Genomic DNA, 25,510 nt, shown 5'->3' on the forward strand with positions numbered 1-25,510 from the left:
AGTAGCACCTTGAGGAGTGCGGGACAATGGAGTACGTGACTCGGATCGTGATCATCGGTGGCGGACCCGGCGGCTATGAAGCGGCGCTGGTGGCAGCGCAGCTCGGCGCGGAGGTGACCGTCGTCGACTGCGACGGTCTGGGCGGAGCGTCGGTGCTGACCGACTGCGTGCCGTCGAAGACCCTTATCGCTACGGCCGAGGTGATGACCAACTTCGACTCCTCGTACGAGGAGCTGGGGATCATCGTCGCCGACGACACCCCGCCGCTGGAGCAGGCGGCCCGGGTGGTCGGGGTCGATCTGGGCAAGGTCAACCGGCGTGTGAAGCGGCTTGCGCTCGCTCAGTCGCACGACATCACCGCCTCGGTGACGCGTGCCGGTGCCCGCGTCATGCGGGGGCGGGGGCGGCTGGAGGGCATGCAGGCCCTGGACGGGTCGCGGAAGGTCGTGGTCGCGGCTGCCGACGGGAGCGAGGAGACCCTGGCGGCGGATGCGGTGCTGATCGCGACCGGTGGTCATCCCCGGGAGCTGCCCGACGCCCAGCCCGACGGCGAGCGCATCCTGAACTGGACCCAGGTCTACGACCTCGACGAGCTGCCCGAGGAGCTCATCGTGGTCGGGTCGGGTGTGACCGGTGCCGAGTTCGCCGGCGCCTACCAGGCGCTGGGGTCGAGGGTCACGCTGGTGTCGTCGCGGGACCGGGTGCTGCCGGGCGAGGACCCGGACGCGGCCGCCGTCCTGGAGGACGTCTTCCGGCGCCGTGGCATGAACGTCATGGCGCGGTCGCGGGCCGCCGCCGCCAAGCGGGTCGGGGACCGGGTCGAGGTGACGCTCGCGGACGGCCGGGTCATCAGCGGTTCGCACTGTCTGATGGCCGTCGGTGCGATTCCGAACAGTGCCGGTCTCGGGCTGGAGGGCGCGGGCGTCAAGCTGCGCGACTCCGGGCACATCTGGACCGACAAGGTGTCGCGGACGACCGCGCCCGGTGTGTACGCGGCCGGTGACGTGACGGGTGTGTTCGCGCTGGCGTCGGTGGCCGCCATGCAGGGGCGGATCGCGATGTACCACTTCCTGGGTGACGCGGTGGCTCCGCTGAACCTGAAGACCGTGTCGTCGAACGTGTTCACCGATCCGGAGATCGCGACGGTGGGGTACACGCAGGCGGACGTGGACGCGGGGAAGATCGACGCCCGGGTCGTGAAGCTGCCGCTGCTGCGCAACCCGCGCGCGAAGATGCAGGGCATCCGGGACGGCTTCGTGAAGCTGTTCTGCCGGCCGGGGACCGGGATCGTGGTGGGCGGTGTGGTGGTTTCGCCGCGGGCTTCGGAGCTGATCCATCCGATCTCGATCGCCGTCGACAACAATCTGACGGTCGAACAGATCGCGAACGCGTTCACCGTGTACCCGTCTCTTTCGGGGTCGATCGCGGAGGTCGCGAGGCAGCTGCACACGCGGAAGACCGGCAGCGAACTCTGACGGCCGGAACCGACTCCCCGCTGGTCACGGGGAGTTGTCGAGCATGCGTGCGGCATAGTCGGGTGGGGAAGCTCCTATACCACTTCCGACCCTGCTGTGCGAACAACTTCTGCTATTCGGCGCAAACTGCTGAAACCAGACGGTCGTTGGGGTTACTGTCAGTTTCGTGTTCGCTGCAGAACGTCGCCAATTGATCCTCGAAATGGTGCGCGCGAACGGGGCCGTATCGCTCCGTGAGCTCGCCCGCGTCGTCCAGACCTCAGAAGTGACCGTACGGCGGGACGTGCGCGCACTGGAGGCAGAAGGACTCCTCGACCGCCGGCATGGCGGTGCGGTACTGCCGGGCGGGCTCACGCGGGAGTCCGGCTTTCCGCAGAAGTCACATCTCGCGACCGCCGAGAAGACGGCCATCGCCGATCTCGCCGCGGGTCTCGTCGAAGAGGGCGAGGCCATCGTGGTCGGAGCGGGTACCACCACCCAGGAACTCGCCCGCCGGCTGGCGCGGGTGCCCGGACTCACCGTCGTCACCAACTCGCTGCTGGTGGCGCAGGCGTTGGCCCATGCCAACCGGGTCGAGGTCGTGATGACCGGCGGCACCCTGCGCGGCTCCAACTACGCCCTGGTCGGCTCCGGCGCGGAGCAGTCCCTGCAGGGGCTGCGGGTGTCGAAGGCCTTCCTGTCGGGCAGTGGCCTGACGGCCGAGCGGGGGCTGTCCACGTCCAACATGCTGTCGGCGTCCGTCGACCGGGCGCTGGTGCAGGCCGCCGCGGAGGTGGTCGTCCTCGCCGACCACACCAAGCTCGGTACGGACACCATGTTCCAGACCGTGCCGACGGACGTCATCACCCGGCTGGTCACGGACGAGCCGCCGGCTCATGACGACCGTGCCGCCACGGAGCTCCAGGCCCTCGCCGACCAGGGGGTGCAGATCGCTGTGGCCGGAGCGTCGGGAAACCCGGGGGGTGATCAGGTCCCGGCGCGGCAGCAACAGCATCAGCAGCGTCGGGACGTGTCCCTTCCGGGGCCCCGGCGGAGTCAGGTGCCTGGGTCGGGCTTACGGTCGGCTTCGATGCTGAACGGGGAGCAGCCGACGGGGACCGAACGGGGGCGGGTCGCCGACATGCGGCGGCGGTGAGGCTGCCTGGTCGCCGTAGGGGTGCATGGGCGGGCGCGGGCCGGGTGCGGTTGCCCGCGCCCTCGCGGCGGCAGCCGCATGTCGATACCGGCCCGCGCCCCTAGGTGAGTCCGCGCAACGTCAGTTCCAGCAGTCTGTCCGCCAGATCCGGGTCCCCTGGTGACTCCTCCACTGCCAGGGCGATGGCGTGGGTGAGTTGCAGCAGGTCAGTGATCTGTACGTCGGCCCGTACCGTCCCCGCTTCCTGAGCGCGGGTGAGCAGGGCCGCGCCGGCCTCCCGCATCGGAGTGCCGCAACGGGCCAGGGCCGAGGCCGGGTCGGTCGATGACGCCGACATCAGGGCCCGGGACAGGCCCCGGTACGTCGCCGTGCTGGTGACCACCTCTTGGAGCCACGTCAGCAGGGCCCTGCACGGCTCGGGAGCCGTCAGCAACTCACGGGCCCTGGCGAGGAGTTCGTTCACCGCGTCCTCGAAGACCGCGCTCATCAGGGCGTGCCGGTTCGGGAAGTGCCGGTACAGGGTGCCGATGCCCACGCCCGCCCGCCGGGCCACGTCCTCCAGCGAGGCGTCGGTGCCGTGCTCGGCGAACACGGCGCGGGCCTCGGCGAGCAGCCGGTCGTGGTTGCGGCGGGCGTCGGCGCGCATGGGCCGTTCCAGAAAGTCGGGTGCCCGGCGAACGGGCGGGTGCCGTTCGCCGGGCGATGCGGTTCGGGGTCTCGTCAGTCCTTGATCTCGCAGATCACGGCGCCGGAGGTGAGGGACGCGCCGACCTCGGCGGCGAGGCCCTTGATGGTGCCGGCCTTGTGGGCGTTGAGCGGCTGCTCCATCTTCATGGCCTCCAGGACGACGATCAGGTCGCCCTCCTTGACCTCCTGGCCCTCCTCGACCGCGATCTTGACGATCGTGCCCTGCATCGGCGAGGCGAGGGTGTCACCGGAGGCGACCGGGCCGGACTTCTTGGCGGCCCGGCGCTTCGGCTTGGCGCCGGCGGCGAGGCCGGTGCGGGCCAGGGTCATGCCCAGGGACGCCGGGAGGGAGACCTCCAGACGCTTGCCGCCGACCTCGACGACGACCGTCTCACGGCCGGCGTCCTCCTCCGCCTCGGCGTCGGCCGGGGCGGCGAAGGGCTTGATCTCGTTGACGAACTCGGTCTCGATCCAGCGGGTGTGGACCGTGAACGGGTCCTCGGAGCCGGTGAGCTCGGGCGCGAACGCCGGGTCGCGGACGACGACACGGTGGAAGGGGATGGCCGTGGCCATCCCCTCGACCTGGAACTCGTCCAGGGCGCGGGCGGCCCGCTGCAGGGCCTCCTCGCGGGTCCGGCCGGTCACGATCAGCTTGGCCAGCAGGGAGTCCCACGCCGGGCCGATGACCGAGCCGGCCTCCACGCCCGCGTCCAGGCGGACACCGGGGCCGGAGGGCGCGTCGAAGGTGGTGACCGTGCCCGGGGCGGGCAGGAACCCGCGGCCCGGGTCCTCGCCGTTGATCCGGAACTCGAACGAATGACCGCGCAGCTCCGGGTCGCCGTAGCCGAGTTCCTCGCCGTCGGCGATCCGGAACATCTCGCGGACCAGGTCGATGCCGGCGACCTCCTCGGTCACCGGGTGCTCGACCTGGAGGCGGGTGTTGACCTCCAGGAAGGAGATCGTGCCGTCCTGGCCGACCAGGAACTCACAGGTGCCGGCGCCCTCGTAGGCGGCCTCCTTGAGGATGGCCTTGGAGGCGCGGTACAGCTCGGCGACCTGCGCGTCGGACAGGAAGGGGGCCGGGGCCTCCTCGACGAGCTTCTGGTGGCGGCGCTGCAGCGAGCAGTCACGGGTCGACACGACGACCACGTTGCCGTGCTTGTCGGCCAGGCACTGGGTCTCCACGTGCCGTGGCCGGTCCAGGTAGCGCTCCACGAAGCACTCCCCGCGGCCGAAGGCGGCCACCGCCTCACGGACGGCGGAGTCGTACAGCTCCGGGACCTCTTCGAGGGTGCGGGCGACCTTCAGGCCGCGCCCGCCACCGCCGAAGGCGGCCTTGATGGCGATCGGCAGGCCGTGTTCCTCGGCGAACGCCACCACCTCGTCGGCGCCCGAGACCGGGTCCGGGGTACCGGCGACCAGCGGGGCGCCGGCCCGCTGGGCGATGTGCCGGGCGGCCACCTTGTCTCCGAGGTCGCGGATGGCCTGCGGCGGCGGACCGATCCAGGTCAGGCCCGCGTCCAGAACGGCCTGGGCGAACTCCGCGTTCTCGGAGAGAAAGCCGTAGCCCGGATGGACGGCGTCGGCCCCCGCCTCGCGTGCCGCGTTCAGGACCTTGTCGATGTCCAGGTAGCTGGTGGCCGGGGTGTCACCGCCCAGGGCGAACGCCTCATCCGCGGCGCGGACATGCAGAGCGTCCCGGTCCGGATCCGCGTAGACGGCCACGCTCGCGATCCCTGCGTCCCGGCAGGCCCGGGCCACGCGGACAGCGATTTCGCCACGGTTGGCGATGAGCACCTTGCGCACGATTGAGGCTCCCTCCTTGAAACAAGCCGAGTTTAGGGAAGGCCGACACGGCACTTCGACCCGTCCCCAATGGTGAGCTTGCCCACACGGAGCGTGATGCGAGGCTCGCCCGACCCGCGAAAGCCCTTGTCGCACCAAGGTACGCAGGACTCCTTCGGAAAACCCTAGCCCCGCGATGTGCTCAAGGTCTCTGTGAGAGCGTGCCGCGCCCCACAACGTTTCTTTGTGGAGTCCCTACGAATGGCCCAACGAATCTTTGCCGATGCCCGGCCCCTTGTCCCCGGGTTTACCCGTTAGTAGCGTTCGCGATGTCTTGAACGTACTTCAAGTAACAGCGGCTCTTCCGGGGCCGTGACCGAAAGTGGGTGGGGGCCGGTGGTGCGCAGACCGGTGGCTTGGGTCGTGGCGGTCATACTCCTCGCGGAGGCACTCGGCGTCGCCGCGCTCAACTGGTTCATGGGAGTGGTCGTCGACCGTCAGGACATGTCCCTGGCCGGGCTCGACCCCGACAACATGTCGATCACCGCGAAGATCGGCGCCGTGGTCTTCGGCCTCTACTTCGCGCTGTGCGCCCTGGTGGCCCTGCTGGTGGCGATACGCAACCGGGCGCCCGCCGGCCTCGGCCGCATCCTGCTGATCAGCGTCGCGGTCGTACACGGCCTGCTGGGCGCCGTGGCGTGGGGCCTGATCGGCTGGACCGCGTTCCTGTCCATGGTGGTGGTCCTCGCCCTCGTCGTACTGCTGTTGATGACGTACGACCGTACGGAGGGCGTCGGTGCCGGCGCGGACGCCGACGATTCCGGTCCGGGTTCGGCGGGCGGTGACCCGGAACCGGAACCGCGGAAGGACAGGCCGGCCGCCGGGCCGGTCACTCCGCCGGCGCCCACAACTCCGTGATGCCGATGCCCAGCTCCGCGAGCAGCCGGCGGACCAGGGGCAGGCTGATGCCGATCACGTTGCCGTGGTCGCCCTCGATGCCGTCGATGAACGGCGCGCTGCGGCCGTCCAGGGTGAACGCGCCCGCCACGTAGAGGGGTTCGCGGGAGGCGACGTACGCGGCGACCTCCGCGTCGGTGGGCTCGCCGAACCGGACGACGGTGGACGCGGTCGCCGACACGTGCCGGTTGTTCGCCGTGTCCCAGACGCAGTGCCCGGTCTGCAGGGTGCCGGCCCGGCCGCGCATCGACTTCCAGCGGGCGGTCGCCTCCTCGGCGTCCGCCGGCTTGCCGAGCGCCTGGCCGTCGAGGTCCAGCACCGAGTCGCAGCCGATCACGATCGCGCCCCGCACGTCGGGGCGGGCGGCGACGACGGAAGCCTTGGCCTCCGCGAGGGCGAGGGCCAGTTCGGCCGGGGTGGGGGCGGTGACGGCGTCCTCGTCGACGCCGCTGACGATCACCTCGGGGGCGAGACCCGCCTGGCGCAGGAGGTTCAGCCGGGCGGGGGACTGGGAGGCGAGGACGAGTCTGCGCATGGATCCAGCCTAGTGGCTGCCTATCTCACGCCCAGCACGATCATCAGCAGCAGCATGACCAGGGCCAGGAGGATGCCGAGCCGCCGGAGGGCGTTCTGCACGTCTTGCAGGTCCTTCGGCGGCTCGTCGTCAGGGTCCGACCAGAGCATGGCACCAGCGTGCGGCTTGGCCGGGTTGGGGCGCCTGAGTAGCCGTACTCAAATTGGAGCCGTGCGTTTCTCTTAGGTGCGCGGTTCCCCGCGCCCCTGCTCTTTTGCCGCTAGCTCGGCCAGTAGGTGCGGGTCCATGCGCTCGGGCTCGGCTGGGGGAGCCGCTGCTGGGCGATGCGGGACGGGTCGGACCAGGCGGCCCGTGCCGTCGGGGCGCCGGACGGGGCGGCTGCCATGGCCGCCGCCCTCGCCCTCATCACCGCCAGTGCGGCGGCCAGTTCCTCCGGGGTCGGGTTGCCCCGTATGACCTTGATAGTCACAGCGGCTCCTTAGAGGGGGATGTTGCCGTGCTTCTTCGGCGGCAGGGACTCGCGCTTGGTGCGGAGCTGGCGCAGGCCCCGTACGACGTGGCGGCGGGTGTCCGAGGGCATGATCACCGCGTCGATGTAGCCGCGTTCGGCGGCGGTGTAGGGGTTGAGGAGGTGGTCCTCGTACTCCTGGATCAGGCGGGCGCGCACGGCCTCAGTGCTTTCGGCGTCCCCGCCGCCGGCCTCCGCCTCGGCGATCGTGCGGCGGTGCAGGATGTTGACGGCACCCTGGGCGCCCATGACGGCGATCTGGGCGGTCGGCCAGGCGAGGTTGAGGTCGGCACCCAGGTGCTTGGAGCCCATGACGTCGTAGGCGCCGCCGAAGGCCTTGCGGGTGATGACGGTGATCAGGGGGACCGTCGCCTCGGCGTAGGCGTAGATCAGCTTGGCGCCGCGGCGGATGATGCCGTCGTGCTCCTGGTCGACGCCGGGGAGGAAGCCCGGGACGTCGACGAAGGTGAGCACCGGGACGTTGAAGGCGTCGCAGGTGCGGACGAAGCGGGCCGCCTTCTCGCTCGCCTTGATGTCCAGACAGCCGGCGAACTGCATCGGCTGGTTGGCGACGATGCCGACGGGGTGGCCCTCGACCCGGCCGAAGCCGGTGACGATGTTCGGCGCGAACAGGGCCTGCGTCTCGAAGAACTCGCCGTCGTCCAGGAGGTGTTCGAGCACCGTGTGGATGTCGTACGGCTGGTTCGCGCTGTCCGGGACCAGGGTGTCCAGCTCGCGGTCCTCGTCGGTGACGGCCAGGTCGGCCTCCTCCGGGAAGACCGGGGCCTCGGAGAGGTTGTTGGACGGCAGGTACGACAGCAGCTGCTTGATGTACTCGACGGCGTCCTTCTCGTCGCCGGCCATGTGATGGGCCACGCCGGAGACCGAGTTGTGGGTGCGGGCGCCGCCCAGCTCCTCGAAGCCGACGTCCTCGCCGGTGACCGTCTTGATGACGTCCGGGCCGGTGATGAACATGTGGGACGTCTGGTCGACCATGACCGTGAAGTCGGTGATGGCCGGGGAGTACACGGCGCCGCCGGCGCAGGGCCCGACGACCAGGCTGATCTGCGGGATCACACCGCTCGCGTGCGTGTTGCGGCGGAAGATCTCGCCGTAGGCGCCGAGGGAGGCGACGCCCTCCTGGATCCGCGCGCCGCCGGAGTCGTTGATGCCGATGACCGGGCAGCCGGTCTTCAGGGCGAAGTCCATCACCTTGACGATCTTCTGGCCGTAGACCTCGCCGAGGGCGCCGCCGAAGACGGTGAAGTCCTGGGAGAAGACGGCGATCGGGCGGCCGTCCACCGTGCCGTACCCGGTGACGACGCCGTCGCCGTACGGGCGGTTCTTCTCCAGGCCGAAGTCGGTGGAGCGGTGGCGGGTGAACTCGTCCAGTTCGACGAAGGAGCCCTCGTCGAGGAGCAGCTCGATCCGCTCACGGGCCGTCAACTTGCCCTTGGCGTGCTGCTTTTCGACCGCGCGCTCCGAACCGGCGTGTGTCGCTTCGTGGACACGGCGCTGGAGATCCGCGAGCTTCCCCGCGGTCGTGTGAATGTCGATCTCTTCCGGCTCGGACATCGGGATGCGGCTCCCTGCCTGCTCAAAAGGGGGGACGGTTACTCATCCGTAGCGTAGTGGGGCACCTACCAAACGGCAGTGCGGCGTACACCACATCTAGGGTGGCTTGCATGACGCCGCGAGATGCAGCAGACGAGAACAACAATCGCTGGTCCGACCTGGACCGTCCACCGCTCGGGGCGGCGGGCCTGCGCAGGGCCCTGGTGCGGGACGGCGGTCATGGCGGCCTCTACTGCGACCTCGAGATCGTGCAGCGCACCGGCTCCACCAACTCGGACCTGGTGGCGCGGGCCCTTTCGGGGGGCGCGGACGAGGGCGCCGTCCTCGTCGCCGAGGAGCAGACGGCCGGGCGGGGGCGCCTGGACCGCCAGTGGACGGCACCGGCCCGCTCGGGCCTGTTCTTCTCGGTGCTGCTGAAGCCGGCCGAGGTGCCGGTGGCCCGCTGGGGCTGGCTGCCGCTGCTGACCGGGGTGGCGGTGGCGACGGCGCTGGCCCGGGTGGCCGGTGTCGACACGGCACTCAAGTGGCCGAACGACCTGCTGCTCACCGTCGGTGACGAGGAGCGCAAGGCCGGCGGCATCCTGGCGGAGCGGGCCGGCGAGGACGCCGTCGTGGTCGGCGTCGGCATCAACGTCACGCTCCGTGCGGAGGAGCTGCCGGTGCCGCAGGCGGGGTCGCTGGCGCTGGCCGGCGCGGTGACCACGGACCGGGATCCGCTGCTGCGGGCGGTGCTGCGGTCGCTGGAGGACTGGTACGGGCGCTGGCGCGCGGCGGAGGGCGATCCGGCGCGCAGCGGGCTCCAGGAGGCGTATGCGGCGGGGTGCGCGACGTTGGGGCGGACGGTCCGGGCCGAGCTGCCGGGAGGCCGGTCGCTGGTGGGGGAGGCGGTGGCCGTGGACGGGGACGGACGACTGGTGATCGCCACGGAGGCGGGGGTGCAGGAGCCGGTGGGTGCGGGCGACATCGTGCACCTGCGACCGGCGTGAGGGCGGGGCGGCAGCCGCCAGGAGGTGCCGGCCGTGGCGACCGGCCTCTTTCACCACCCCGTGAACCCTGATGCCGGCCCACCTCACGAAGTGAGCTACCGCACAGCTGCCGTAGAGTTGAGGCCGGTCAGTATGCGACCGCGGCAGATCGGAAGGGCAGCAGGCGTGACCGTCGACGACACGGGCTCCGGCGAGGGCGCGGACGCCGCCGACTCCGGCGAGGACCCGCTCGCCCTGCGCCTCGAAGGCCTGATCCTCGGTGCCGAGCGCCGCTACACCCCGTTCCAGGCGGCCCGCAGCGCCGGCGTCTCCATGGAACTGGCGTCGAGGTTCTGGCGGGCCATGGGCTTCGCGGACATCGGGCAGGCCAAGGCGCTCACCGAGGCCGACGTGCTGGCCCTGCGCCGGCTCGCCGGTCTCGTCGAGGCGGGCCTGCTCAGCGAGGCCATGGCGGTGCAGGTGGCCCGGTCGACCGGGCAGACCACCGCCCGTCTGGCCGAATGGCAGATGGATTCCTTCCTGGAGGGCCTGACCGAGCCCCCCGAGCCGGGCATGACCCGCACCGAGGTCACGTACCCGATCGTCGAGCTGCTCCTGCCCGAGCTGGAGGAGTTCCTCGTCTACGTCTGGCGCCGCCAGCTCGCCGCCTCGGCCGGCCGCGTCGTGCAGTCGGCCGACGACGAGGAGATGGTCGACCGGCGGCTGGCCGTCGGCTTCGCCGACCTCGTCGGGTTCACCCGGCTGACCCGCCGGATGGAGGAGGAGGAGCTCGGCGAGCTGGTCGAGGCGTTCGAGACCACCGCCGCCGACCTGGTGGCGGCCCGCGGCGGCCGGCTCATCAAGACCCTCGGTGACGAGGTCCTGTACGCCGCCGACGACGCCGGCACGGCCGCCGACATCGCCCTGCGCCTGGTCGAGACGATGGCGCACGACGAGACGATGCCGGAGCTGCGGGTCGGCATGGCCTTCGGCACGGTGACCACCCGAATGGGCGATGTCTTCGGTACGACCGTGAACCTGGCCTCCCGGCTGACCTCCATAGCCCCCCGGGACGCCGTGCTCGTCGACTCGGCGTTCGCCGAGGAACTGATCCGCTCCGGCGAGGCCCCCGCCTCGGAGGCGGAGGCCGCCGAGGCCGCGGCCACCGCCGAGAAGGAGGGCGAGGAACCCCCGACGTACCGCTTCGCCCTCCAGCCGATGTGGCAGCGCCCGGTGCGTGGCCTGGGCGTCGTGGAGCCGTGGCTGCTCACGCGCCGGGAGGCTCCGCCGGCCGCCCCGTGACCTCCGCGTGGTCGTGTGGGTGGGGGAGGGGCGAGGGCTAGCCGACGGGCGTTCCCGGCAGGTCGACGCACAGGCCGATGAGCGGGGCGCAGAGGCCGGGGCGGGCGGGGGCGGAGGGCTGGGGTGTGGCGGGGGGTGTGGTTCCCGGTGGTGTCGAGGTCGGCCGTGGGGTGGCCGAGGGGGCCGGTGTGTTGGGGGACTCGGGGATGGTGGTCGTACCCGGGGCGGCTTGTGCGGTGGCCGGGGGCGTGGCCGGCAGGGGTACGCGGGTGGAGGCCGTCGTCGGTGTCGTGTCCACCCCGCCCGTCACCGAGGCCGACGAGGGGCTGACCCGGGGGATGGTGGTGGCGGTGGCGACCGTGGCGGCGGCGGGGGTCGACCGGTCCGGCCCGGTGCCCGGATCCAGCCGGGGTTCGGCCTCGGCGGCGCCGGGGCCGCCGGCGCCCGGATCGACGCCCACTCGGACGAGGCTCAGGGCCCCGGCGGCCAGCGCGATACCGCCTGCGACGAGGAGGACCCTGCGGGGGCGGGGGCGGCGATGCCGGCCTCGGGGCCGGGGGGTGAAGCGGAGCGGGCCGGCTGGGGTGGTGTCCGTGCGGGGCCGGGCCGTGGGCGCCGGGCCGGTCCGTGCCGTCGGCTGCGCGGTGTGGGTGGCCGGCGGCTCCGGTTTCGGCTGTGCCGGCTCCGCGGCCGTGAGGTTGGTGTCTCGCGCCGGCTGCGTCGACGTCTCGGTCATCACGATCCCTCCCCGATGCGCTCGCGCCCCCGATGCGCCGTGGCGAGCGCACGTTATGCGCTCCCCTGGGCGGTGCGGTGGGAGTTGGGCGGGATGTCACTCGAACGGGTTGCCGGGCGTCGGTGCGGGAACCGGACGGCTGCCCTTTCCCGTTCACGACTCGACTGCGATGATCGGGTCCAGGCTGTTAACCCACGTTAACCGGAGGGCGTGTCGTGAGCGAGGAGCGGTTCGGGGAGTTCGTGCTGGTACGGCGGCACGGCCAGGTCGCGGAGCTGGTGCTGGACCGGCCCAAGGCCATGAACGCGGTGTCGGCGGAGATGGCGCGTTCGATCGTGGCCGCGTGCGCCGCGCTGAGCGCCGACCGGGAGGCCCGGGTGGTGGTGCTGACCTCCTCGCACGAACGGGCGTTCTGCGTCGGCGCCGACCTCAAGGAGCGCAACTCCATGACCGACGCGGAGCTGGTCCGGGCGCGGCCGCTGTCGCGCGGGGCGTACACCGGCGTCCTGGAGCTGCCGATGCCGACGATCGCCGCCGTGCACGGCTACGCGCTCGGCGGGGGCTTCGAGCTGGCGCTGTCCTGCGATGTGATCGTGGCCGACGGTACGGCCGTGGTGGGGTTGCCGGAGGTGTCGGTGGGGGTGATTCCGGGCGGCGGCGGTACGCAGCTGCTGCCCCGCCGGGTCGGGGCGGCCCGTGCGGCCGAGCTGATCTTCACGGCGCGCCGGGTGGAGGCGGCGGAGGCGCATGAGCTGGGCCTCGTCGACCAGCTGGTGGAGACGGGACAGGACCGGGACGCGGCGCTGGCGCTGGCGGCGCGGATGGCGGGGAACTCGCCGGTGGGGCTGCGGGCGGCGAAGCGGGCGCTGCGGCTCGGGCACGGGCTGGACCTGCGGGCGGGACTGGAGGTCGAGGACGCGGCATGGCGGACGGTGGCCTTCTCGGGGGACCGCGCGGAGGGCGTCGCGGCGTTCAACGAGAAGCGCAAGCCGGAGTGGCCGGGGGAGTGAGGTGGGGGCGGGCGCGATCGGCCCCCACCGGGCCGCGGTCCGCGACGAAACGGATTGTCGCAACACCTGTTCGCCGCACTCATGTCCCGAATGAACCCAATCCTCCCTAACCTGGAGTAATGGGTGAGGACATCCGGCTCGCCGCCGTCGTGGCGCTGGCTCAGGGCATGGCCGCGGCTCACACCCCACGTGAGTGCTGGCACGCCGCCGCGGCCGGCGCCTGCCGTGCCCTGGACGGCAGCTTCGCCGCGCTCTCCGTCTGGGAGCGCGACCTCGGTCGGCTGCGGGTCCTCGTGAACGTCGGAGAGCGCGCCCCGGACGAGGAGGAGTTCCCGGAGGCCGAGGCCTACCCGGTGCACCAGTTCCCGGAGATCACCGAGTTCCTGCACGAGCGCTGGGCGGGCGGCGGCGGCCCCAACGCCTGGGTGGAGACGGCCGAGGGTCCCGCGGCCGGCCGCCCCGGCTACTCGCACCAGCGGGTCGACGCCCTGCGCCGCAGGGGCCGCGGCTGCTGCCTGGTCGCACCGATCCTGCTGCACGGCAGGGCCTGGGGCGAGCTGTATGTCGCCCGCGCCGTCCGCGCCCCCGTCTTCGGCGGCGGCGACGCCGACTTCGCCACCGTCCTGGCCTCCGTCGTCGCCGCCGGGATCGCCCAGACCGAGCGGCTCGAGGAGGCCCGCCGGCTGGCGTACACCGACGCGCTCACCGGGCTCGCCAACCGCCGTGCCGTCGACGTACGCCTGGACGAGGCGATCGACCTGCACCGCGCGGACGGCGCCGTGGTCAGTCTCGTCGTCTGCGACCTCAACGGGCTCAAGCGGGTCAACGACAGCCAGGGGCATGCCGTCGGCGACCGTCTCCTCGAACGTTTCGGCTCGGTCCTCTCCCTGTGCGGGGCGATGCTCCCGGGCGCCCTGGCCGCGCGGCTCGGCGGGGACGAGTTCTGTCTGCTCGCGGTCGGGCCGCCGGCCGACGACGTGGTCAAGGCCGCCGAGGAACTCTGCCGCCGGGCCGGGGAGTTGGAGCTGGGGGAGGGGGTCGCGTGCGGGCTGGCCTCGACCGCGGACCCGATAGGGCCGGTGCGCTCGGCCCGCCGCCTGTTCCGGCTCGCCGACGCCGCGCAGTACCGTGCCAAGGCGCTGCGCGCGGACCGGCCGGTGGTGGCCGGACGGGAGGGGCCGGACGATCCCGTCGTACGACTGGCCGACGCGCCCCCGCCGGAGCGGGCCGAGCGGCGCAGCTTCCGGGGCCGGCGGTCATGACCCGTACGGCTGTGACGTACGAGTAAGGGGCAACCCTGCGCCCCACTAGTGACAGCAGCCGCATTCACTGCGTACGCTCCTGAATATGGATATGCACACTGTGGTGGTGGGGACGTCCGGGGTCACCGCGTCCGACGTCCTCGCCGTGGCGCGCGGCGGCGCCCGCGTCGAACTGTCGGCGGAGGCGGTCGCGGCGCTCGCGGCGGCCCGGGAGATCGTGGACGCGCTGGCGGCCAAGCCGGAGCCGGTCTACGGCGTCAGCACCGGCTTCGGCGCCCTCGCGACCCGGCACATCAGCCCGGAGCTGCGGGCCCAGTTGCAGCGCAACATCGTGCGCTCGCACGCGGCCGGCATGGGGCCGCGGGTGGAGCGCGAGGTCGTACGGGCCCTGATGTTCCTGCGGCTGAAGACCGTCTGCTCCGGACACACCGGTGTGCGCCCCGAGGTCGCCCAGACCATGGCCGACGTGCTGAACGCCGGTATCACCCCGGTCGTGCACGAGTACGGCTCCCTCGGCTGCTCCGGTGACCTGGCCCCGCTCTCCCACTGCGCCCTGACGTTGATGGGCGAGGGGGATGCGGAGGGACCGGACGGCGTCGTCCGTCCCGCCGGCGAGCTGCTCGCCGAGCACGGCATCGCGCCCGTCGAACTCCGCGAGAAGGAGGGGCTCGCGCTCCTCAACGGCACCGACGGCATGCTCGGCATGCTGGTCATGGCCCTCGCCGACCTGGACATGCTCTACAAGTCCGCCGATGTCACCGCCGCGTTGAGCCTGGAGGCGCTCCTCGGCACGGACAGGGTGCTCGCGCCCGAGCTGCACGCGATCCGCCCGCACCCCGGGCAGGGCGACAGCGCCGCCAACATGCTCGCCGTGCTCCAGGGCTCCGAGCTCACCGGGCACCACCAGGACGACGCGCCGCGCGTCCAGGACGCGTACTCGGTGCGGTGTGCTCCGCAGGTCGCCGGGGCCGGGCGGGACACGCTCGCGCACGCGCGCCTCGTCGCCGAGCGGGAGCTGGCCTCCGCCGTCGACAACCCCGTGGTCCTGCCTGGGGGCACCTCCCAGGCTTTTGGCTCTGGGGGAGGGCGGGTCGAGTCCAACGGCAACTTCCATGGCGCGCCGGTCGCCTACGTCCTCGACTTCCTCGCCATCGCGGTGGCCGACCTCGGGTCCATCGCCGAGCGGCGGACCGACCGGCTGCTGGACAAGAACCGCAGCCACGGGCTGCCGCCGTTCCTGGCGGACGACGCGGGCGTCGACTCGGGCCTGATGATCGCCCAGTACACCCAGGCGGCGCTGGTGAGCGAGCTGAAGCGGCTCGCCGTGCCGGCGTCGGCCGACTCGATCCCCTCCTCGGCGATGCAGGAGGACCATGTGTCCATGGGGTGGTCGGCGGCGCGCAAGTTGCGGACGGCCGTGGGCAATCTGGCGCGGATCATCGCCGTCGAGCTGTATGCGGCGACCCGGGCGATCGAGCTGCGGGAGGGCCTGATGGCGGCGCCGGCCTCGCTGGCGGTGATCGAGGCGGCGCGCTCCGCGGGGGTGCGGGGGGTTGGCCCCGACCGGTACCTCGCGCCCGACCTTGCGGCGGCGGAGGAGTTCGTGCGGACCGGAGCGCTGGTAGAGGCCGCCGAGAAGGTGACCGGGGCGCTGCGGTAGCTCGTCGGGTGCGGGTGCGGGTGCGTGGGGGCTGGTCGCGCCCACGCGGCGGTAGCCGCATGTCGATTCAGCCCCGCGCCCCCAAGATGCGGAGTTCCCCGCGCCCCTTGGGTTTCTCCCCGCGGCCCTTCTCAAGGGGCCGCGGGGAGTTGTGGGTTACTTCAGCTTCGCCGACTGGGCCTTGATCACCGGGGTCGGTACCGTGTACGTCTTTCCGGACATCATCGCGCCGATGTTCATCGTGTAGTACGTCGCGAGCGTGTTGCCGTGGCGTACGACCTCCGCGTGCAGCGGGCCCTTGTCGCCGTCCATCTCCGTGACCGCCGTGAAGGCCACCGACTCGTCGCCGGTGCCCGAGGGCTTGGTCGCGGTGACCTTCGTGACCTTCTGCTCGTCGCCGGCCGCGCCGCCCGTGAAGCCGGTCGCGCAGTCCTCGACCGCCGCCGAGAGGGCCTTCAGCGCCTGCTGTGCGCCGTTCCCGTCGTACGACGACAGGTCGAGGGACGTGACGTTCAGGTTCAGGGAGTCCTTGAGCGCGTCCTCGAACTTTCCGTCGGCCATGTCGTCGAGGGAGGTCGCGTCGTCGGTCGGGTCCTTCTTGTCCTCGCGGACCGTGCGGCCGATCTCCGCGGGCGCGTCGGCCGGCGCGAGGCCGGTGAGGACGTAGGCCAGCGGGCGGCACTTCTCGTCGCTCGACTTGATCTTGCTCCGGACCGGCGCGGCCGCGCCGATCGCGTTGACCTTGTAGCCGTCCACCTCGCCCTGCGCGAGAATCCGCTGCTTCAACTGCGCGGTGCTCAGCGCCTTGACGGTGGAGGCGGAGTCCGTGGTGGCGGCCGCGTCCGTGGAACTCCCGTCGGAGCAGCCCGTGATGAGGGCGAGGGACAGTGCGCCGCCGGCGGCGAGGGTGCACATCCGCACGCCCGATGATCTCTTCATGAGAGGACTCTGAGTCCTCGGTCAAGGATCGGTCAAGTTATTTAAAATTCCAGCCGTTCCCGGCGTACCGAATACACCACGAACCCCGCGCCGACGGCGAGGAAAAGGGTGCCGCCGATGACGTACGGCGTGGTGTCCGGGCTTCCGGTGTCGGCGAGTTGGGTGGTGTCCCCGGTGGCCTCGGAGGTGGCCTCGGACAGCGCCTTGGCCTGCTGGGTGACCTGCGTCGCCGTACTCTCCGACGTGCCGGTTCTCGCCGGGGCGTCCTGTGACGCGTTGGCGGACGGGACGAACCACAGCGCACACAGGAGCGTGCCTGCGGCGGTGGCGGTCAGCAGCGGGCGGCGAACGGATGACACGGAATATCGATCCCCTTGTGACGCTGGCGAATTGGCCGTGTGGGGCGATGTTAGTGAAAATCGCGGGTCACGGGAAAGTCACGGGAGGTTTCGGTCGTACGCTCCGGGCATGAGCACTCCAGAGACATCACGTTTTGTACGGCTTCGGGTGGAGCTGGTCCTCGAAGTCGAGGACGCCGGCGAGGTCACCAAGGCCGCGCTGCAGCGGATCGCCGAGGATCCCGAGCTGCCCGGCGAGGAGCGTGCGCACGCCGAGACCGCTGTGACGGAAGACACCGCCGAGGCCCTCGCCTATCTGGTCGACCCGTTCGACCTGGTCAGTGAGGTGCCCGGGGTCGAACTCCAGCAGGCCTCCTGGTCCAGCGAGCACGTTTCCTACGATCCGGATTCGCCGGAGTGGGATCTCGACGAGGATGATGGCGAAGGCGACGAAGAAGAGGACGGCATCGGCTGAACGATCCGGGGAACCAGTGACCCCGGACGGCAACCGCCGTCCGGGGTTTCGTCGTCTCGGACAGCGCACGGACCGACCTCTGCCGCCCTTGCCGCACCGGCCGCCCCGGCGGACGTGGTGTGCCCCACACCTCCCTGGAATGTGGAACGGGACGCGGCGGCCGTAGCGTTGAAGGTTCTTGACGGGGGCTCTCGGTGTGTTCGCGGACTCGGCAACGATGGAGAAGCGTGTGATGACGGACAGTAAGCGGCGCAAGGGCCTGGTGGCCGCGTCCGCACTGCTCGGCGGTGTGCTGGTGCTCACGGCGTGTTCCGGAAGCGACGACAAGGCGTCCGGCAGCGGTGAGAGCTCGCAGGCCCAGTCGGACCAGGCGGCGGCGAAGAAGTCGTCCCAGGCCGACATCGTGATCACGCCCAAGGACGGCTCCAGCAACGCCTCCATCAACAACTCCGCCGCCGTCACCGTCAGCAAGGGCACGCTCACCAGCGTGACCATGACCACCGCCGACGGCACCGCGGTCACCGGCGCCCTGTCCGCCGACAAGACGACCTGGAAGCCCTCCGCCCAGCTGGAACGGTCCACCACCTACAAGGTCGCCGCCGAGGCCAAGGACTCCGCCGGCCTGGTCGCCCACGAGAACGCGTCCTTCACCACGGTCTCCCCGGCCAACAGCTTCATAGGCACCTTCACGCCGGAGGACGGCTCGACCGTCGGCGTCGGCATGCCCGTGTCGATCAACTTCGACAAGCAGATCACCGACAAGGCCGCCGTCCAGAAGGGCATCACGGTCACCTCCAGCAGCGGGCAGGAGGTCGCCTGCCACTGGTTCTCCACCCAGCGCATGGACTGCCGTCCCGAGGACTACTGGAAGGAGAACTCCACCGTCACGCTGAAGCTGGCGCTCGACGGTGTGCAGGGCGCCTCCGGTGTCTACGGCGTCCAGCAGAAGACGGTCACCTTCCACATCGGCCGCAACCAGGTCTCCTACGTCGACGCCAAGACGAAGGAAATGAAGATCACCCAGGACGGGAAGACCGTCAAGACCATCCCGATCTCGGCGGGTTCGCCCGAGAACAAGACGTACAACGGCATCATGGTGATGTCCGAGAAGTTCAAGGAGACGCGCATGAACGGCGCGACCGTGGGCTTCACCGACAGCGACGGCAAGGGCGAGTACGACATCAAGGACGTGCCGCACGCCATCCGCCTCACCAGTTCCGGCACCTTCCTGCACGGCAACTACTGGGGCGCCAAGTCCATCTTCGGTGCCGTGAACACCAGCCACGGCTGTGTCGGCCTGTCCGACACCAAGGGCGCCAACGACACCAGCACGCCCGCCTACTGGATGTACAGCCACTCCATCGTCGGTGACGTGGTGGTCATCTCCAACACCGGTGACAAGACCGTGGCCCCCGACAACGGCCTCAACGGCTGGAACCTGAACTGGGCCGACTGGAAGGCCGGTTCGGCCGTCTGACCCGATTCCGGTCTGCTGTGAAGGCGGTCGCTCGCTCGGGCGGCCGCCTTCGCTATGCCCCCTTGCGGATCCTCTCGCGCAGCGACGCGCCGATGGCAGGGGTGACACGGCCGTCGGACAACGGGACGCCGAGGTGCTCGGCGAGCAAGGGGGAGTACACGTCCATGCTCGACTCCACCAGATCCGCGAGGTTCCCCACCGCACGGCGGGCCCGCGTCCACGCCAGGAAGCCGGCGGTCAGTCCGCCCAGCGCCACCGGGTAGCACCAGACGCATCCGACGACGACATAGAGCACACCCCACGAGGCCAGCCCGCACGCCTGGGCGAGCCGGTCGCGCGCGGCCCGGACCTCGGTACGCGCCGGTTCGGGCAGCAACAGCCACATGCGGGGCCAGACCATGTCCACGTCGAGCCCGTACTGCCCCATGACCCGCAAACCGCAGCTGTTCAGCCGGTCGGCCATCCAGCCGGCGTGGCACGGACGCGTGAGGGCGATCCGGTTGCGGCGCGCGGCCTGCCGGACCGCCCCGCGGGCATGCGCCGCTGCCGTCTGCGTGAGCCCGGCGAGCTCCGCCTGCTCCCGCTGTTGGCCGGCCCCCAGGTAACGCCAGTGCGCGCGTGCCCACCGGCGCCGCCGGTTGCGCAGCAGTGGGCCGGCGGGCCACAGCTGCCACGGGGTGAGCCAGAACTCCTCGATCGCGACGGACGACCAGTGCACCAGCAATCCAGCGAAGGTGGCTACGGCCAGCACGACAAGAGCCGCGAGGACGAGGGCGGCCGGGGGTTCGCCATGATCCGGGGTGAGGTGACGCAGCCGGTCCGCGGCACGCGAGAAGTCCATGGTGTGCCCAAGGCTCCGGGCGACCGCCGCCGTGACGAGGAAGAGCAGGCCGGGGACGGTGAGTAGAGCCACCCACCGCCCGGCGAGCTGTTTGCCTATCTCGTCGAGGAACCCCTTCAAGGTTGTCCTTCGAACGTGAGTGGTTCGTTGTCGTGCAGAGCGCACAGGGGCAACGGCCCGCCGGGGGACCGCTTTTCCGCGCGGCCGCAATGCCCTCGGGGGCAGACGTACAGGCCCGTGACCGGCGCGGCCGCCTGCCGGCCGGGCAGCTGGGTCTCGGGGCGCCAGGAGCGGGGCGCGACCGGCAGCCCGTAGGCCCGCCAGATCCGCGTGACGGCCTCGTCGAGGGCCACCGTCCGGTCGGCCGGGTCCGCCTGGTCGAGGATGTCGTGCAAGGACTGCAGGAACTGCCGTAGTTGTGCGTGCCGGCCATGGCGTGCGGCAGTCCGCTTCAGCTGCGGCAGTTCGGTGCACAGGTCCGCCAGCCTCGGCGGCGAGGGCTCGGTCATGCTCACCTTCCTTCCCTTCCAACTATGGTCTACGGTCGATGGGTTGGTGTACTGCTCGGCTGACGTGCCGGTCCGGGCAGAAAACGGGGGAACGCAGTGCCGGACGGAAGCGGGGTGCAGGCCCTCCTGCACCGGTTGGAGCCTCGGCTCGCCGCGTGGCGCGTCGACGGGGACGCCGAAGCGTTATGGGCGGACGCGGCCTTCAAGGACGCGGAACGGTTGCACTGTGCCCTCGCCCGGGCCGAGGAGGACGCCGGGACGGACCCGGCCGACCTCGTGCCCGCATGGTCCGCGCTGGCCCAGTTCCATGAGGCGCGCAAGGACCCCCCTGACGGCGCCGACACTCACCTCGACTTCTACAGAGCCGTCTACTACCACTGCCTCCTCTACCGCCAGCGGCCCGACCTGGTGCCGCAGCAGCACCGCCGGGCGATGGACGACCATCCGGAGATGGTCGACGTCATGGGGGCCGCGCCATGGACATGCGTGGAGCGCGTGACGCTGATGGCCCAGGCGTTCATGGCCGAGGAAGGCCGACAGCACCCGGACGACAGCCCTCTGGGGACGACGCTGGGACAGCTGGTGGCGCAGGCGCTGGCCCTCATCCCGCCGGCGCATCCGCTGCAACTGGACCTCCAGGCCGCCCTCGGGTTCGTCGCGTTCAGCTACTTCTGCCGCACCAACGACGACAACTGGCTCTCCCAGGCGGTCGACCTGACGGAACAGGCGCTGAACGCCATGTCCGTCGGCCATCCGCTGCGCGACACCGCGCTCAACGACCTGAGCATCTACCTTCGACGCGCGGCACACCGCCGTGGCGACGCGGACCTCCTCGCCCGGGCCGCGGCAGCCGTCCGCGAGTCGCTCGAGACGACCCCGGTCGGCACCTCCGAGTACGCCATGACCCAGATCACGTACGCGAACGTGCTGCAGGAGCAGCACGCCATGGTGCGTTCGGCGGATCACGCGCTGCTCGATGAGGCCGAGTCGATGACGCGTGCGGCCGTCGACTCGGGATGCCTGTCTCCCCGGGACCAGGCGAAGGCACTCTCCAACCTGGGCAGCCTGCTGGAGACGCAGTACGAGCGCACGGGACGGGTGGCACTCCTGGAGGAATCCCTCGAGGTCTCCCGGCGGGCCCTGGACATCAGCGACGAGCGGGACGAGCAGTACCCGACGTGCCGCGTGAATCTCGGCATCGCGCTGTTGGCACTCGCGCATGTCCGGAGGAACGCCCCCGACCTGCTGCGCGAGGCCGAGGAGCAGCTGGCCGGGGGGCTGGAGGCACTGGTCGGGGACGAGCACCGGGCCTATGCCCTCTCCGCCCTGGGGGCCGTCCGGCAGCTGCGGGGGGCGCGGCCGTCCGGCGCGAGCACCGGGCGCCAGGACCCCGTCGACCTTCACCGGGAGGCCGTGGACGCGCTCCCCGAGGATCACCCCGACCGGGCCTCGGGTCTGCTGAACCTCGCGGGCGCCGTGGTCGGCCGGCATCTCGAACTCGGCGACGCGGCCAGCTGGCGGCAGCACGTCGAACTGCTGCGCCGCATGGCACGTGTCCCCGGCCGGGACCGTGCCACCGGGATGGTCGCGCTGGCCCAGGCGCTCACCTGGCAGGACCCGGTGGACGACGACGCGTGGTCCGAGGCCGAGGAACTGCTCCGGGACGTCGTCGAGGGAGGGTGGGCGCTCCTGAGCGACGTTCGGTCGGCGACCGTCATCCTGGCGCGGCTGCTGCGCGGCAGGTTCGAGGCCGTACGGGACGACGAAATGCGGACTCTGCAGGCCGCGGCGATCGGGGCGGCGCTTCAGGCGGTGGAGGACGGCTATCCCCTGCGCGACCGTCCGGTACCACCGCCTCCGGCGTCCGACGGCCGTCCGCTCATGCTGGGCATGGGCGACGCCGGAGAACTGGACCGGGCGATAGCCCTGCTGCGCGCCACCCGGCCCCCCGAAGGCGACACGGGGGAGTGGCAGTCGGGGCATCTCCACGAGCTGTCCTCGGCGTTGCACCGCCGATATCTCCACGACGACGACATCGGTCTGCTGCACGAGTCGGTCAGCCTGTGCAGGGAAGCGCGCCGGCTCGCCGACGAGGGGACGGAGGAAGCGGCCCTCGTCGAGACCACGCTCGCGTCGCACCTGCGCGACCTGCACCGGGACACGTCCGGCCGCGGCGCCCTCGCCGAGGCCGCCGACCTGTTCCGAAGCGCGGCCACCACACCGACGGCGGGAATCCGGGTGCGCCTCAACGCCGCCTGCAACTGGGCGGAGTCCGCAGAGGCGCTGGGCTACTCCGAGCAGGCACCGCGGGCGTATGACACCGCCCTGGACCTGTTGGAGCTCGCCTCCTGGTCCGGGATCGACCAGGAGGGGCAGGAGGCTCTCCTGCGCAGGGCCGACGGGCTGGCCCGGGACGCCGCGGCCCAGGCCGTCGGCAGACGCGAGTACGAACGTGCCGTCGAAGTACTCGAACACGGTCGCGGCGTCCTGCTCGGCCGAGCCCTCGGCGGTCAGGCGGCCGTCCACCGCGTCGCCCGGGTCTCCCCGGAGCTGGCGGAGCGGTTCGCGAACGCCCATGCCCAGGCCGAGGCTCTCCCCGTACCGGACGAAGACGGTTACGGGGGCGTCCTCTCCACCGGCGAGCGGCTCGCCGCCGCCCGGCGCAGAAGCGAACTCATCGAGGAGATCAGGAAGCAGGAGGGACTGGCCGACTTCCTGCGCAGGCCGTCGTACCCCGCGCTGCGCGAAGCCGCCGCGGACGGGCCCGTCGTCATCGTCAACGCGAGCCGCTCCCGATGTGACGCCCTGATCGTGCGGGCGGACCGGGATGTGCGCTGCGTTCCGCTGGACGACGTCTCCGACGATCTCGTACGGTCCTACGCCCGCCGCTTCTCCCTGGGTCTGGGCATTCTGGAGGGCGACGCCCCCGCCCGGTCGCAGCTGGCGAGCGGACGTCACCTGGTGATGACCACCCTGGAGTGGCTGTGGCACCAGGTCTGCGCGCCGATCCTCACCGAACTGGGGCACACGCAGGCGAAGTCCGCGGACGAGGCCGAGCGGGTGTGGTGGTGCCCCACCGGCGCCTTCGCCGCCCTGCCGCTGCACGCCGCCGGCCTCCATGACCGGCAGCGCGGTGACGCCCAGTCGGTGCTGGACCGGGTGATCTCCTCGTACACACCGACCCTGCGTCAGCTGATCGAGGTCAGATCGGCGCCGGCCGCATCACCGGGCCGCCCTCTGCTGGTCGCCGTACCGGAGACCCAAGTCAGTGGCGGACAGCACCTGTTGCGCACCGCTGAGGACGAGGCACAGGTCTTTCTGCGCTCCTTCCCCACCGCGCACGCGCTGATCGGACCGGACGCCACCGGGGCGGCCGTCCGCGGCCACCTGCCGACGGCCGGGTGGGTGCACTTCGCCTGCCACGGATCCGTGCGCGGCGCATCGGACGACGAGGCGCGGCTGCTGCTGTACGACGAAGAGCTGCGGATGGCGGCGGTGTCCCGTACCTCTCCTGCCAGGAACGCCGAGCTCGCCTTTCTGTCCGCGTGCAGCACCGCCCGGACCGTGCGCGGGCTGAGCGACGAGTCCCTGAACCTCGCCACGATGATGCAACTGGCCGGCTACCGCCATGTCATCGGGACCCTGTGGGCCATCGACGACCCCATGGCACCCGCGGTCGCCGACACCGTGTACACCGCGCTGGCCCGGCCGACGGGGGAGATGGACGCCGCGGATGCCGCCCGGTCCCTGCACCGGGCCGTCCTCGAGCAGCGGCGCCTGTTTCCCATGGCGTCCGTCAACTGGTGCTCGTACGTCCATCTGGGGCCCTGATGACCGACCTCACCGATGAGCGCGACGACGTTCTGCGCCGTATGCACGACAGGCTGGACGCGTTCGTGCTGTACGCGCAGCCCCGGCTGCTCCTCGACCCGGCGGCGTCGGCGGACGCCTCGCTGCTCCTCGAACTCGCCTCGCGCGCGCACGTGGACACCGGAAGGTCCGTGGCGGACCGCGAGTTCCGTCATTCGGCCGTGCTGCTGGTGGCGTGGTTCCACCGGATGCGCGCCTGGCTGCTGCCCGAGGAAGAAGCCGACGAGGCCATTCGGACGGCGAAGGCACTGTTCACCTCGGGACGCCTGCCCGAGGATTCGGGCTCCCGGCCGCAGGAAGCCGCCGACGGCTCTGACGAAGCGGACGGCGACGGAGCGACCGGCAACGCGCGGCCGAGCCGTGCGGACGCCTTCAGCGGAGTGGCCCACGCGTCGTACCAGGTCTGGGAGGAGTCCGGACGGCTCGACGTCCTCGACCGGGCCATCGTGGCGGGCCGCAGGGCGGTCGAGGAGGGCGAACCGGGAACCGTGTCCTACGCCAGGGACCTCGACTTCCTCAGCGCCACGCTGCGGACCCGATCCGAGGCCACGGGCTCGGAGGCCGATGCGGGGGAGGCGGTCGAGCTCGGGACGCGCGCCCGAAGCGCCGCCGAGGAAGCGGACGATCACCTCTTCTCCTGCCTGCACCACCTGGGTCTGGCTCTCGCGCACCGCGGCTTGCTGAAAGGCGCCGCCGGCGACCTCGACGACGCCATCGCGGTCCACCACGAAGCCATCGGCGTAGGCACCGCGAAGGGCGTCGAATCGCGGCACATGGCCACCCTCTTCGAAGGGCTGGCCATCGAGTTGCTGATGCGCTATCGGGCCGGCGACGACCTGAAGGATCTCGACGCGGCCGTCGCGGCGGGCGGTCAAGCGGTGGCCCGTGCGCCGGAACCGGAACCGGGGATGCTGCACAACCTCTGCTCCATGCTCACCCACCGCACCTATCGCACCAGGAGTGCCACCGACCTCTCGGAGGCTCTCCGATTCGGCCAGGAGGCCGTGGACGCCGCGCCGGTCGGCCATCCCGAACGTCCCGCCGCCCTCAACGACCTGAGCATCGCCTGGCAGTTCCGTGATCTCGACAAGGCGATCGTCCTCGCCCGTGAGGCCGTCGCGCTCTCGCCCGACCGGGGCGTGCGAGACGTCCGGAAGGCCACCCGGATCGCCAACCTCGCCCAGATGCTGGACTCGCGCTTTCGCACAGGCCGGCGCCCCGAGGACATCGACGAGGCCGTCGCCCTGCTGGACCAGGCCCTCGAACTGGTGCCCCGGCACCATCCCAAGCGGGCCGAACTGCTCCCCCAGCTGGTCATGCACCTCGGCGTGCGCTTTCGGGCCTACCGTCGTCCGGAGGACTTCCGCAGGATGGACGACATACGGCAGGGCGTTGAAGGCCGTTGAAAAGCCGTCCGGAACCGATCAGGTGACAGCCCAGTGCGAGCCGACTCCTCGCTCGCGGACAGC

General features: G+C 71.4%; 23 protein-coding genes. 12 read left to right on the plus strand and 11 right to left on the minus strand.

All coding sequences use genetic code 11. From position 1 onward, the window contains the following. Nucleotides 1-26: 26 nt before the first annotated feature. Entirely contained in the window at nt 27-1,475 is a 1,449-nt protein-coding gene (locus ACGFZQ_RS07425; RefSeq protein ID WP_393839538.1) for an NAD(P)H-quinone dehydrogenase, read from the plus strand. A 202-nt stretch (nt 1,476-1,677) separates the two neighbouring features. Beyond that, complete coding sequence (locus tag ACGFZQ_RS07430; RefSeq protein ID WP_382533308.1) at nt 1,678-2,610, plus strand: DeoR/GlpR family DNA-binding transcription regulator; 933 nt, start codon at nt 1,678-1,680, stop codon at nt 2,608-2,610. Nucleotides 2,611-2,710: 100 nt separating this feature from the next. On the opposite strand, the gene ACGFZQ_RS07435 is transcribed toward ACGFZQ_RS07430, so the two are convergent. Beyond that, nucleotides 2,711-3,334 carry a TetR/AcrR family transcriptional regulator gene (locus ACGFZQ_RS07435; RefSeq protein WP_393839868.1) on the minus strand — a complete coding sequence of 208 codons (624 nt, stop codon included), beginning with the start codon at nt 3,332-3,334 and terminating at the stop codon, nt 2,711-2,713. Next, a complete protein-coding gene (locus ACGFZQ_RS07440) occupies nt 3,331-5,103 on the minus strand; it encodes an acetyl/propionyl/methylcrotonyl-CoA carboxylase subunit alpha (protein ID WP_393839539.1) in 1,773 nt (590 codons plus the stop codon). The genes ACGFZQ_RS07435 and ACGFZQ_RS07440 overlap by 4 nt, the downstream gene beginning before the upstream one ends. A gap of 375 nt (nt 5,104-5,478) precedes the next feature. On the opposite strand from ACGFZQ_RS07440, the gene ACGFZQ_RS07445 reads away from it, so the two are divergent. Continuing rightward, on the plus strand, nt 5,479-6,000 hold the full coding sequence (locus ACGFZQ_RS07445; protein WP_393839540.1) for a hypothetical protein: 522 nt from the start codon (nt 5,479-5,481) through the stop codon (nt 5,998-6,000). On the opposite strand, the gene ACGFZQ_RS07450 is transcribed toward ACGFZQ_RS07445, so the two are convergent. From ACGFZQ_RS07450 to ACGFZQ_RS07465, 4 genes are all read right to left on the minus strand, one after another. Further along, complete coding sequence (locus tag ACGFZQ_RS07450; protein ID WP_351741392.1) at nt 5,972-6,574, minus strand: nucleoside triphosphate pyrophosphatase; 603 nt, start codon at nt 6,572-6,574, stop codon at nt 5,972-5,974. The two genes, ACGFZQ_RS07445 and ACGFZQ_RS07450, sit on opposite strands and share 29 nt — an antisense overlap. Nucleotides 6,575-6,594: 20 nt before the next feature. After that, a complete protein-coding gene (gene mmpB, locus ACGFZQ_RS07455; RefSeq protein ID WP_351741395.1) occupies nt 6,595-6,723 on the minus strand; it encodes a morphogenic membrane protein MmpB in 129 nt (42 codons plus the stop codon). A 110-nt stretch (nt 6,724-6,833) separates the two neighbouring features. Further along, complete coding sequence (locus ACGFZQ_RS07460; RefSeq protein ID WP_393839541.1) at nt 6,834-7,043, minus strand: acyl-CoA carboxylase epsilon subunit; 210 nt, start codon at nt 7,041-7,043, stop codon at nt 6,834-6,836. Nucleotides 7,044-7,052: 9 nt separating this feature from the next. After that, nucleotides 7,053-8,657 carry an acyl-CoA carboxylase subunit beta gene (locus tag ACGFZQ_RS07465; protein WP_393839542.1) on the minus strand — a complete coding sequence of 535 codons (1,605 nt, stop codon included), beginning with the start codon at nt 8,655-8,657 and terminating at the stop codon, nt 7,053-7,055. A gap of 110 nt (nt 8,658-8,767) precedes the next feature. On the opposite strand from ACGFZQ_RS07465, the gene ACGFZQ_RS07470 reads away from it, so the two are divergent. Together ACGFZQ_RS07470 and ACGFZQ_RS07475 are read left to right on the plus strand one after the other, a co-directional pair. Continuing rightward, nucleotides 8,768-9,643 (plus strand): biotin--[acetyl-CoA-carboxylase] ligase, encoded by an 876-nt coding sequence (locus ACGFZQ_RS07470; protein ID WP_393839543.1) that lies wholly within the window; start codon nt 8,768-8,770, stop codon nt 9,641-9,643. Nucleotides 9,644-9,808: 165 nt separating this feature from the next. Further along, entirely contained in the window at nt 9,809-10,924 is a 1,116-nt protein-coding gene (locus tag ACGFZQ_RS07475) for an adenylate/guanylate cyclase domain-containing protein (protein WP_351693007.1), read from the plus strand. 37 nt (nt 10,925-10,961) lie between these two features. Here the strand turns inward: ACGFZQ_RS07475 and ACGFZQ_RS07480 are convergent, their stop codons facing one another. Beyond that, entirely contained in the window at nt 10,962-11,660 is a 699-nt protein-coding gene (locus ACGFZQ_RS07480) for a hypothetical protein (protein WP_393839544.1), read from the minus strand. Between the two features lie 215 nt (nt 11,661-11,875). Between ACGFZQ_RS07480 and ACGFZQ_RS07485 the strand changes: the two genes are divergently transcribed. The 3 genes from ACGFZQ_RS07485 to hutH all read left to right on the plus strand — a co-directional run bounded on the left by ACGFZQ_RS07485 (nt 11,876) and on the right by hutH (nt 15,592). Then, complete coding sequence (locus ACGFZQ_RS07485) at nt 11,876-12,670, plus strand: enoyl-CoA hydratase/isomerase family protein (protein ID WP_393839545.1); 795 nt, start codon at nt 11,876-11,878, stop codon at nt 12,668-12,670. A gap of 119 nt (nt 12,671-12,789) precedes the next feature. Next, complete coding sequence (locus ACGFZQ_RS07490) at nt 12,790-13,932, plus strand: diguanylate cyclase domain-containing protein (protein ID WP_393839546.1); 1,143 nt, start codon at nt 12,790-12,792, stop codon at nt 13,930-13,932. A 91-nt stretch (nt 13,933-14,023) separates the two neighbouring features. Continuing rightward, the gene (gene hutH, locus ACGFZQ_RS07495; RefSeq protein WP_393839869.1) at nt 14,024-15,592 is read left to right on the plus strand and encodes a histidine ammonia-lyase; all 1,569 of its coding nucleotides are present in this window, start codon (nt 14,024-14,026) and stop codon (nt 15,590-15,592) included. A gap of 156 nt (nt 15,593-15,748) precedes the next feature. Here the strand turns inward: hutH and ACGFZQ_RS07500 are convergent, their stop codons facing one another. Continuing rightward, nucleotides 15,749-16,531 carry a hypothetical protein gene (locus tag ACGFZQ_RS07500; protein WP_351741412.1) on the minus strand — a complete coding sequence of 261 codons (783 nt, stop codon included), beginning with the start codon at nt 16,529-16,531 and terminating at the stop codon, nt 15,749-15,751. Between the two features lie 41 nt (nt 16,532-16,572). Then, a complete protein-coding gene (locus ACGFZQ_RS07505) occupies nt 16,573-16,890 on the minus strand; it encodes a hypothetical protein (protein WP_351741414.1) in 318 nt (105 codons plus the stop codon). 109 nt (nt 16,891-16,999) lie between these two features. Here ACGFZQ_RS07505 and ACGFZQ_RS07510 point away from each other — a divergent pair, with 109 nt between their 5' ends. Both ACGFZQ_RS07510 and ACGFZQ_RS07515 read left to right on the plus strand, forming a co-directional pair. After that, nucleotides 17,000-17,344 (plus strand): hypothetical protein, encoded by a 345-nt coding sequence (locus ACGFZQ_RS07510; RefSeq protein WP_351741417.1) that lies wholly within the window; start codon nt 17,000-17,002, stop codon nt 17,342-17,344. A 232-nt stretch (nt 17,345-17,576) separates the two neighbouring features. After that, nucleotides 17,577-18,821 carry an Ig-like domain-containing protein gene (locus tag ACGFZQ_RS07515; RefSeq protein WP_393839547.1) on the plus strand — a complete coding sequence of 415 codons (1,245 nt, stop codon included), beginning with the start codon at nt 17,577-17,579 and terminating at the stop codon, nt 18,819-18,821. 52 nt (nt 18,822-18,873) lie between these two features. Here ACGFZQ_RS07515 and ACGFZQ_RS07520 read toward each other — a convergent pair whose 3' ends face one another. After that, on the minus strand, nt 18,874-19,782 hold the full coding sequence (locus tag ACGFZQ_RS07520) for a hypothetical protein (protein WP_393839548.1): 909 nt from the start codon (nt 19,780-19,782) through the stop codon (nt 18,874-18,876). After that, the gene (locus ACGFZQ_RS07525; protein ID WP_393839549.1) at nt 19,779-20,171 is read right to left on the minus strand and encodes a hypothetical protein; all 393 of its coding nucleotides are present in this window, start codon (nt 20,169-20,171) and stop codon (nt 19,779-19,781) included. The genes ACGFZQ_RS07520 and ACGFZQ_RS07525 overlap by 4 nt, the downstream gene beginning before the upstream one ends. Nucleotides 20,172-20,267: 96 nt before the next feature. On the opposite strand from ACGFZQ_RS07525, the gene ACGFZQ_RS07530 reads away from it, so the two are divergent. Together ACGFZQ_RS07530 and ACGFZQ_RS07535 are read left to right on the plus strand one after the other, a co-directional pair. After that, entirely contained in the window at nt 20,268-24,002 is a 3,735-nt protein-coding gene (locus ACGFZQ_RS07530) for a CHAT domain-containing protein (protein ID WP_393839550.1), read from the plus strand. Beyond that, nucleotides 24,002-25,447, plus strand: a complete 1,446-nt coding sequence (locus ACGFZQ_RS07535; RefSeq protein WP_393839551.1) for a hypothetical protein — start codon at nt 24,002-24,004, stop codon at nt 25,445-25,447. Before ACGFZQ_RS07530 ends, ACGFZQ_RS07535 begins: the two co-directional genes overlap by 1 nt. The last annotated feature ends 63 nt before the right edge of the window (nt 25,448-25,510 follow it).

Origin of the sequence: Streptomyces sp. NPDC048254, from assembly GCF_043201895.1 — a bacterium.
In the GTDB taxonomy this organism is placed as follows: Bacteria; Actinomycetota; Actinomycetes; order Streptomycetales; family Streptomycetaceae; genus Streptomyces.

Coding starts and splice junctions, on each gene's coding strand:
- ACGFZQ_RS07450 (WP_351741392.1), bottom strand. CDS start 6,574: ATGCGCAGACTCGTCCTCGCCTCCCAGTCCCCCGCCCGGCTGAACCTC.
- ACGFZQ_RS07470 (WP_393839543.1), top strand. CDS start 8,768: ATGACGCCGCGAGATGCAGCAGACGAGAACAACAATCGCTGGTCCGAC.
- ACGFZQ_RS07510 (WP_351741417.1), top strand. CDS start 17,000: ATGAGCACTCCAGAGACATCACGTTTTGTACGGCTTCGGGTGGAGCTG.
- mmpB (WP_351741395.1), bottom strand. CDS start 6,723: ATGCTCTGGTCGGACCCTGACGACGAGCCGCCGAAGGACCTGCAAGAC.
- ACGFZQ_RS07480 (WP_393839544.1), bottom strand. CDS start 11,660: ATGACCGAGACGTCGACGCAGCCGGCGCGAGACACCAACCTCACGGCC.
- ACGFZQ_RS07490 (WP_393839546.1), top strand. CDS start 12,790: ATGGGTGAGGACATCCGGCTCGCCGCCGTCGTGGCGCTGGCTCAGGGC.
- ACGFZQ_RS07525 (WP_393839549.1), bottom strand. CDS start 20,171: ATGACCGAGCCCTCGCCGCCGAGGCTGGCGGACCTGTGCACCGAACTG.
- ACGFZQ_RS07500 (WP_351741412.1), bottom strand. CDS start 16,531: ATGAAGAGATCATCGGGCGTGCGGATGTGCACCCTCGCCGCCGGCGGC.
- hutH (WP_393839869.1), top strand. CDS start 14,024: ATGCACACTGTGGTGGTGGGGACGTCCGGGGTCACCGCGTCCGACGTC.
- ACGFZQ_RS07535 (WP_393839551.1), top strand. CDS start 24,002: ATGACCGACCTCACCGATGAGCGCGACGACGTTCTGCGCCGTATGCAC.
- ACGFZQ_RS07465 (WP_393839542.1), bottom strand. CDS start 8,657: ATGTCCGAGCCGGAAGAGATCGACATTCACACGACCGCGGGGAAGCTC.
- ACGFZQ_RS07425 (WP_393839538.1), top strand. CDS start 27: ATGGAGTACGTGACTCGGATCGTGATCATCGGTGGCGGACCCGGCGGC.
- ACGFZQ_RS07515 (WP_393839547.1), top strand. CDS start 17,577: ATGACGGACAGTAAGCGGCGCAAGGGCCTGGTGGCCGCGTCCGCACTG.
- ACGFZQ_RS07430 (WP_382533308.1), top strand. CDS start 1,678: ATGGTGCGCGCGAACGGGGCCGTATCGCTCCGTGAGCTCGCCCGCGTC.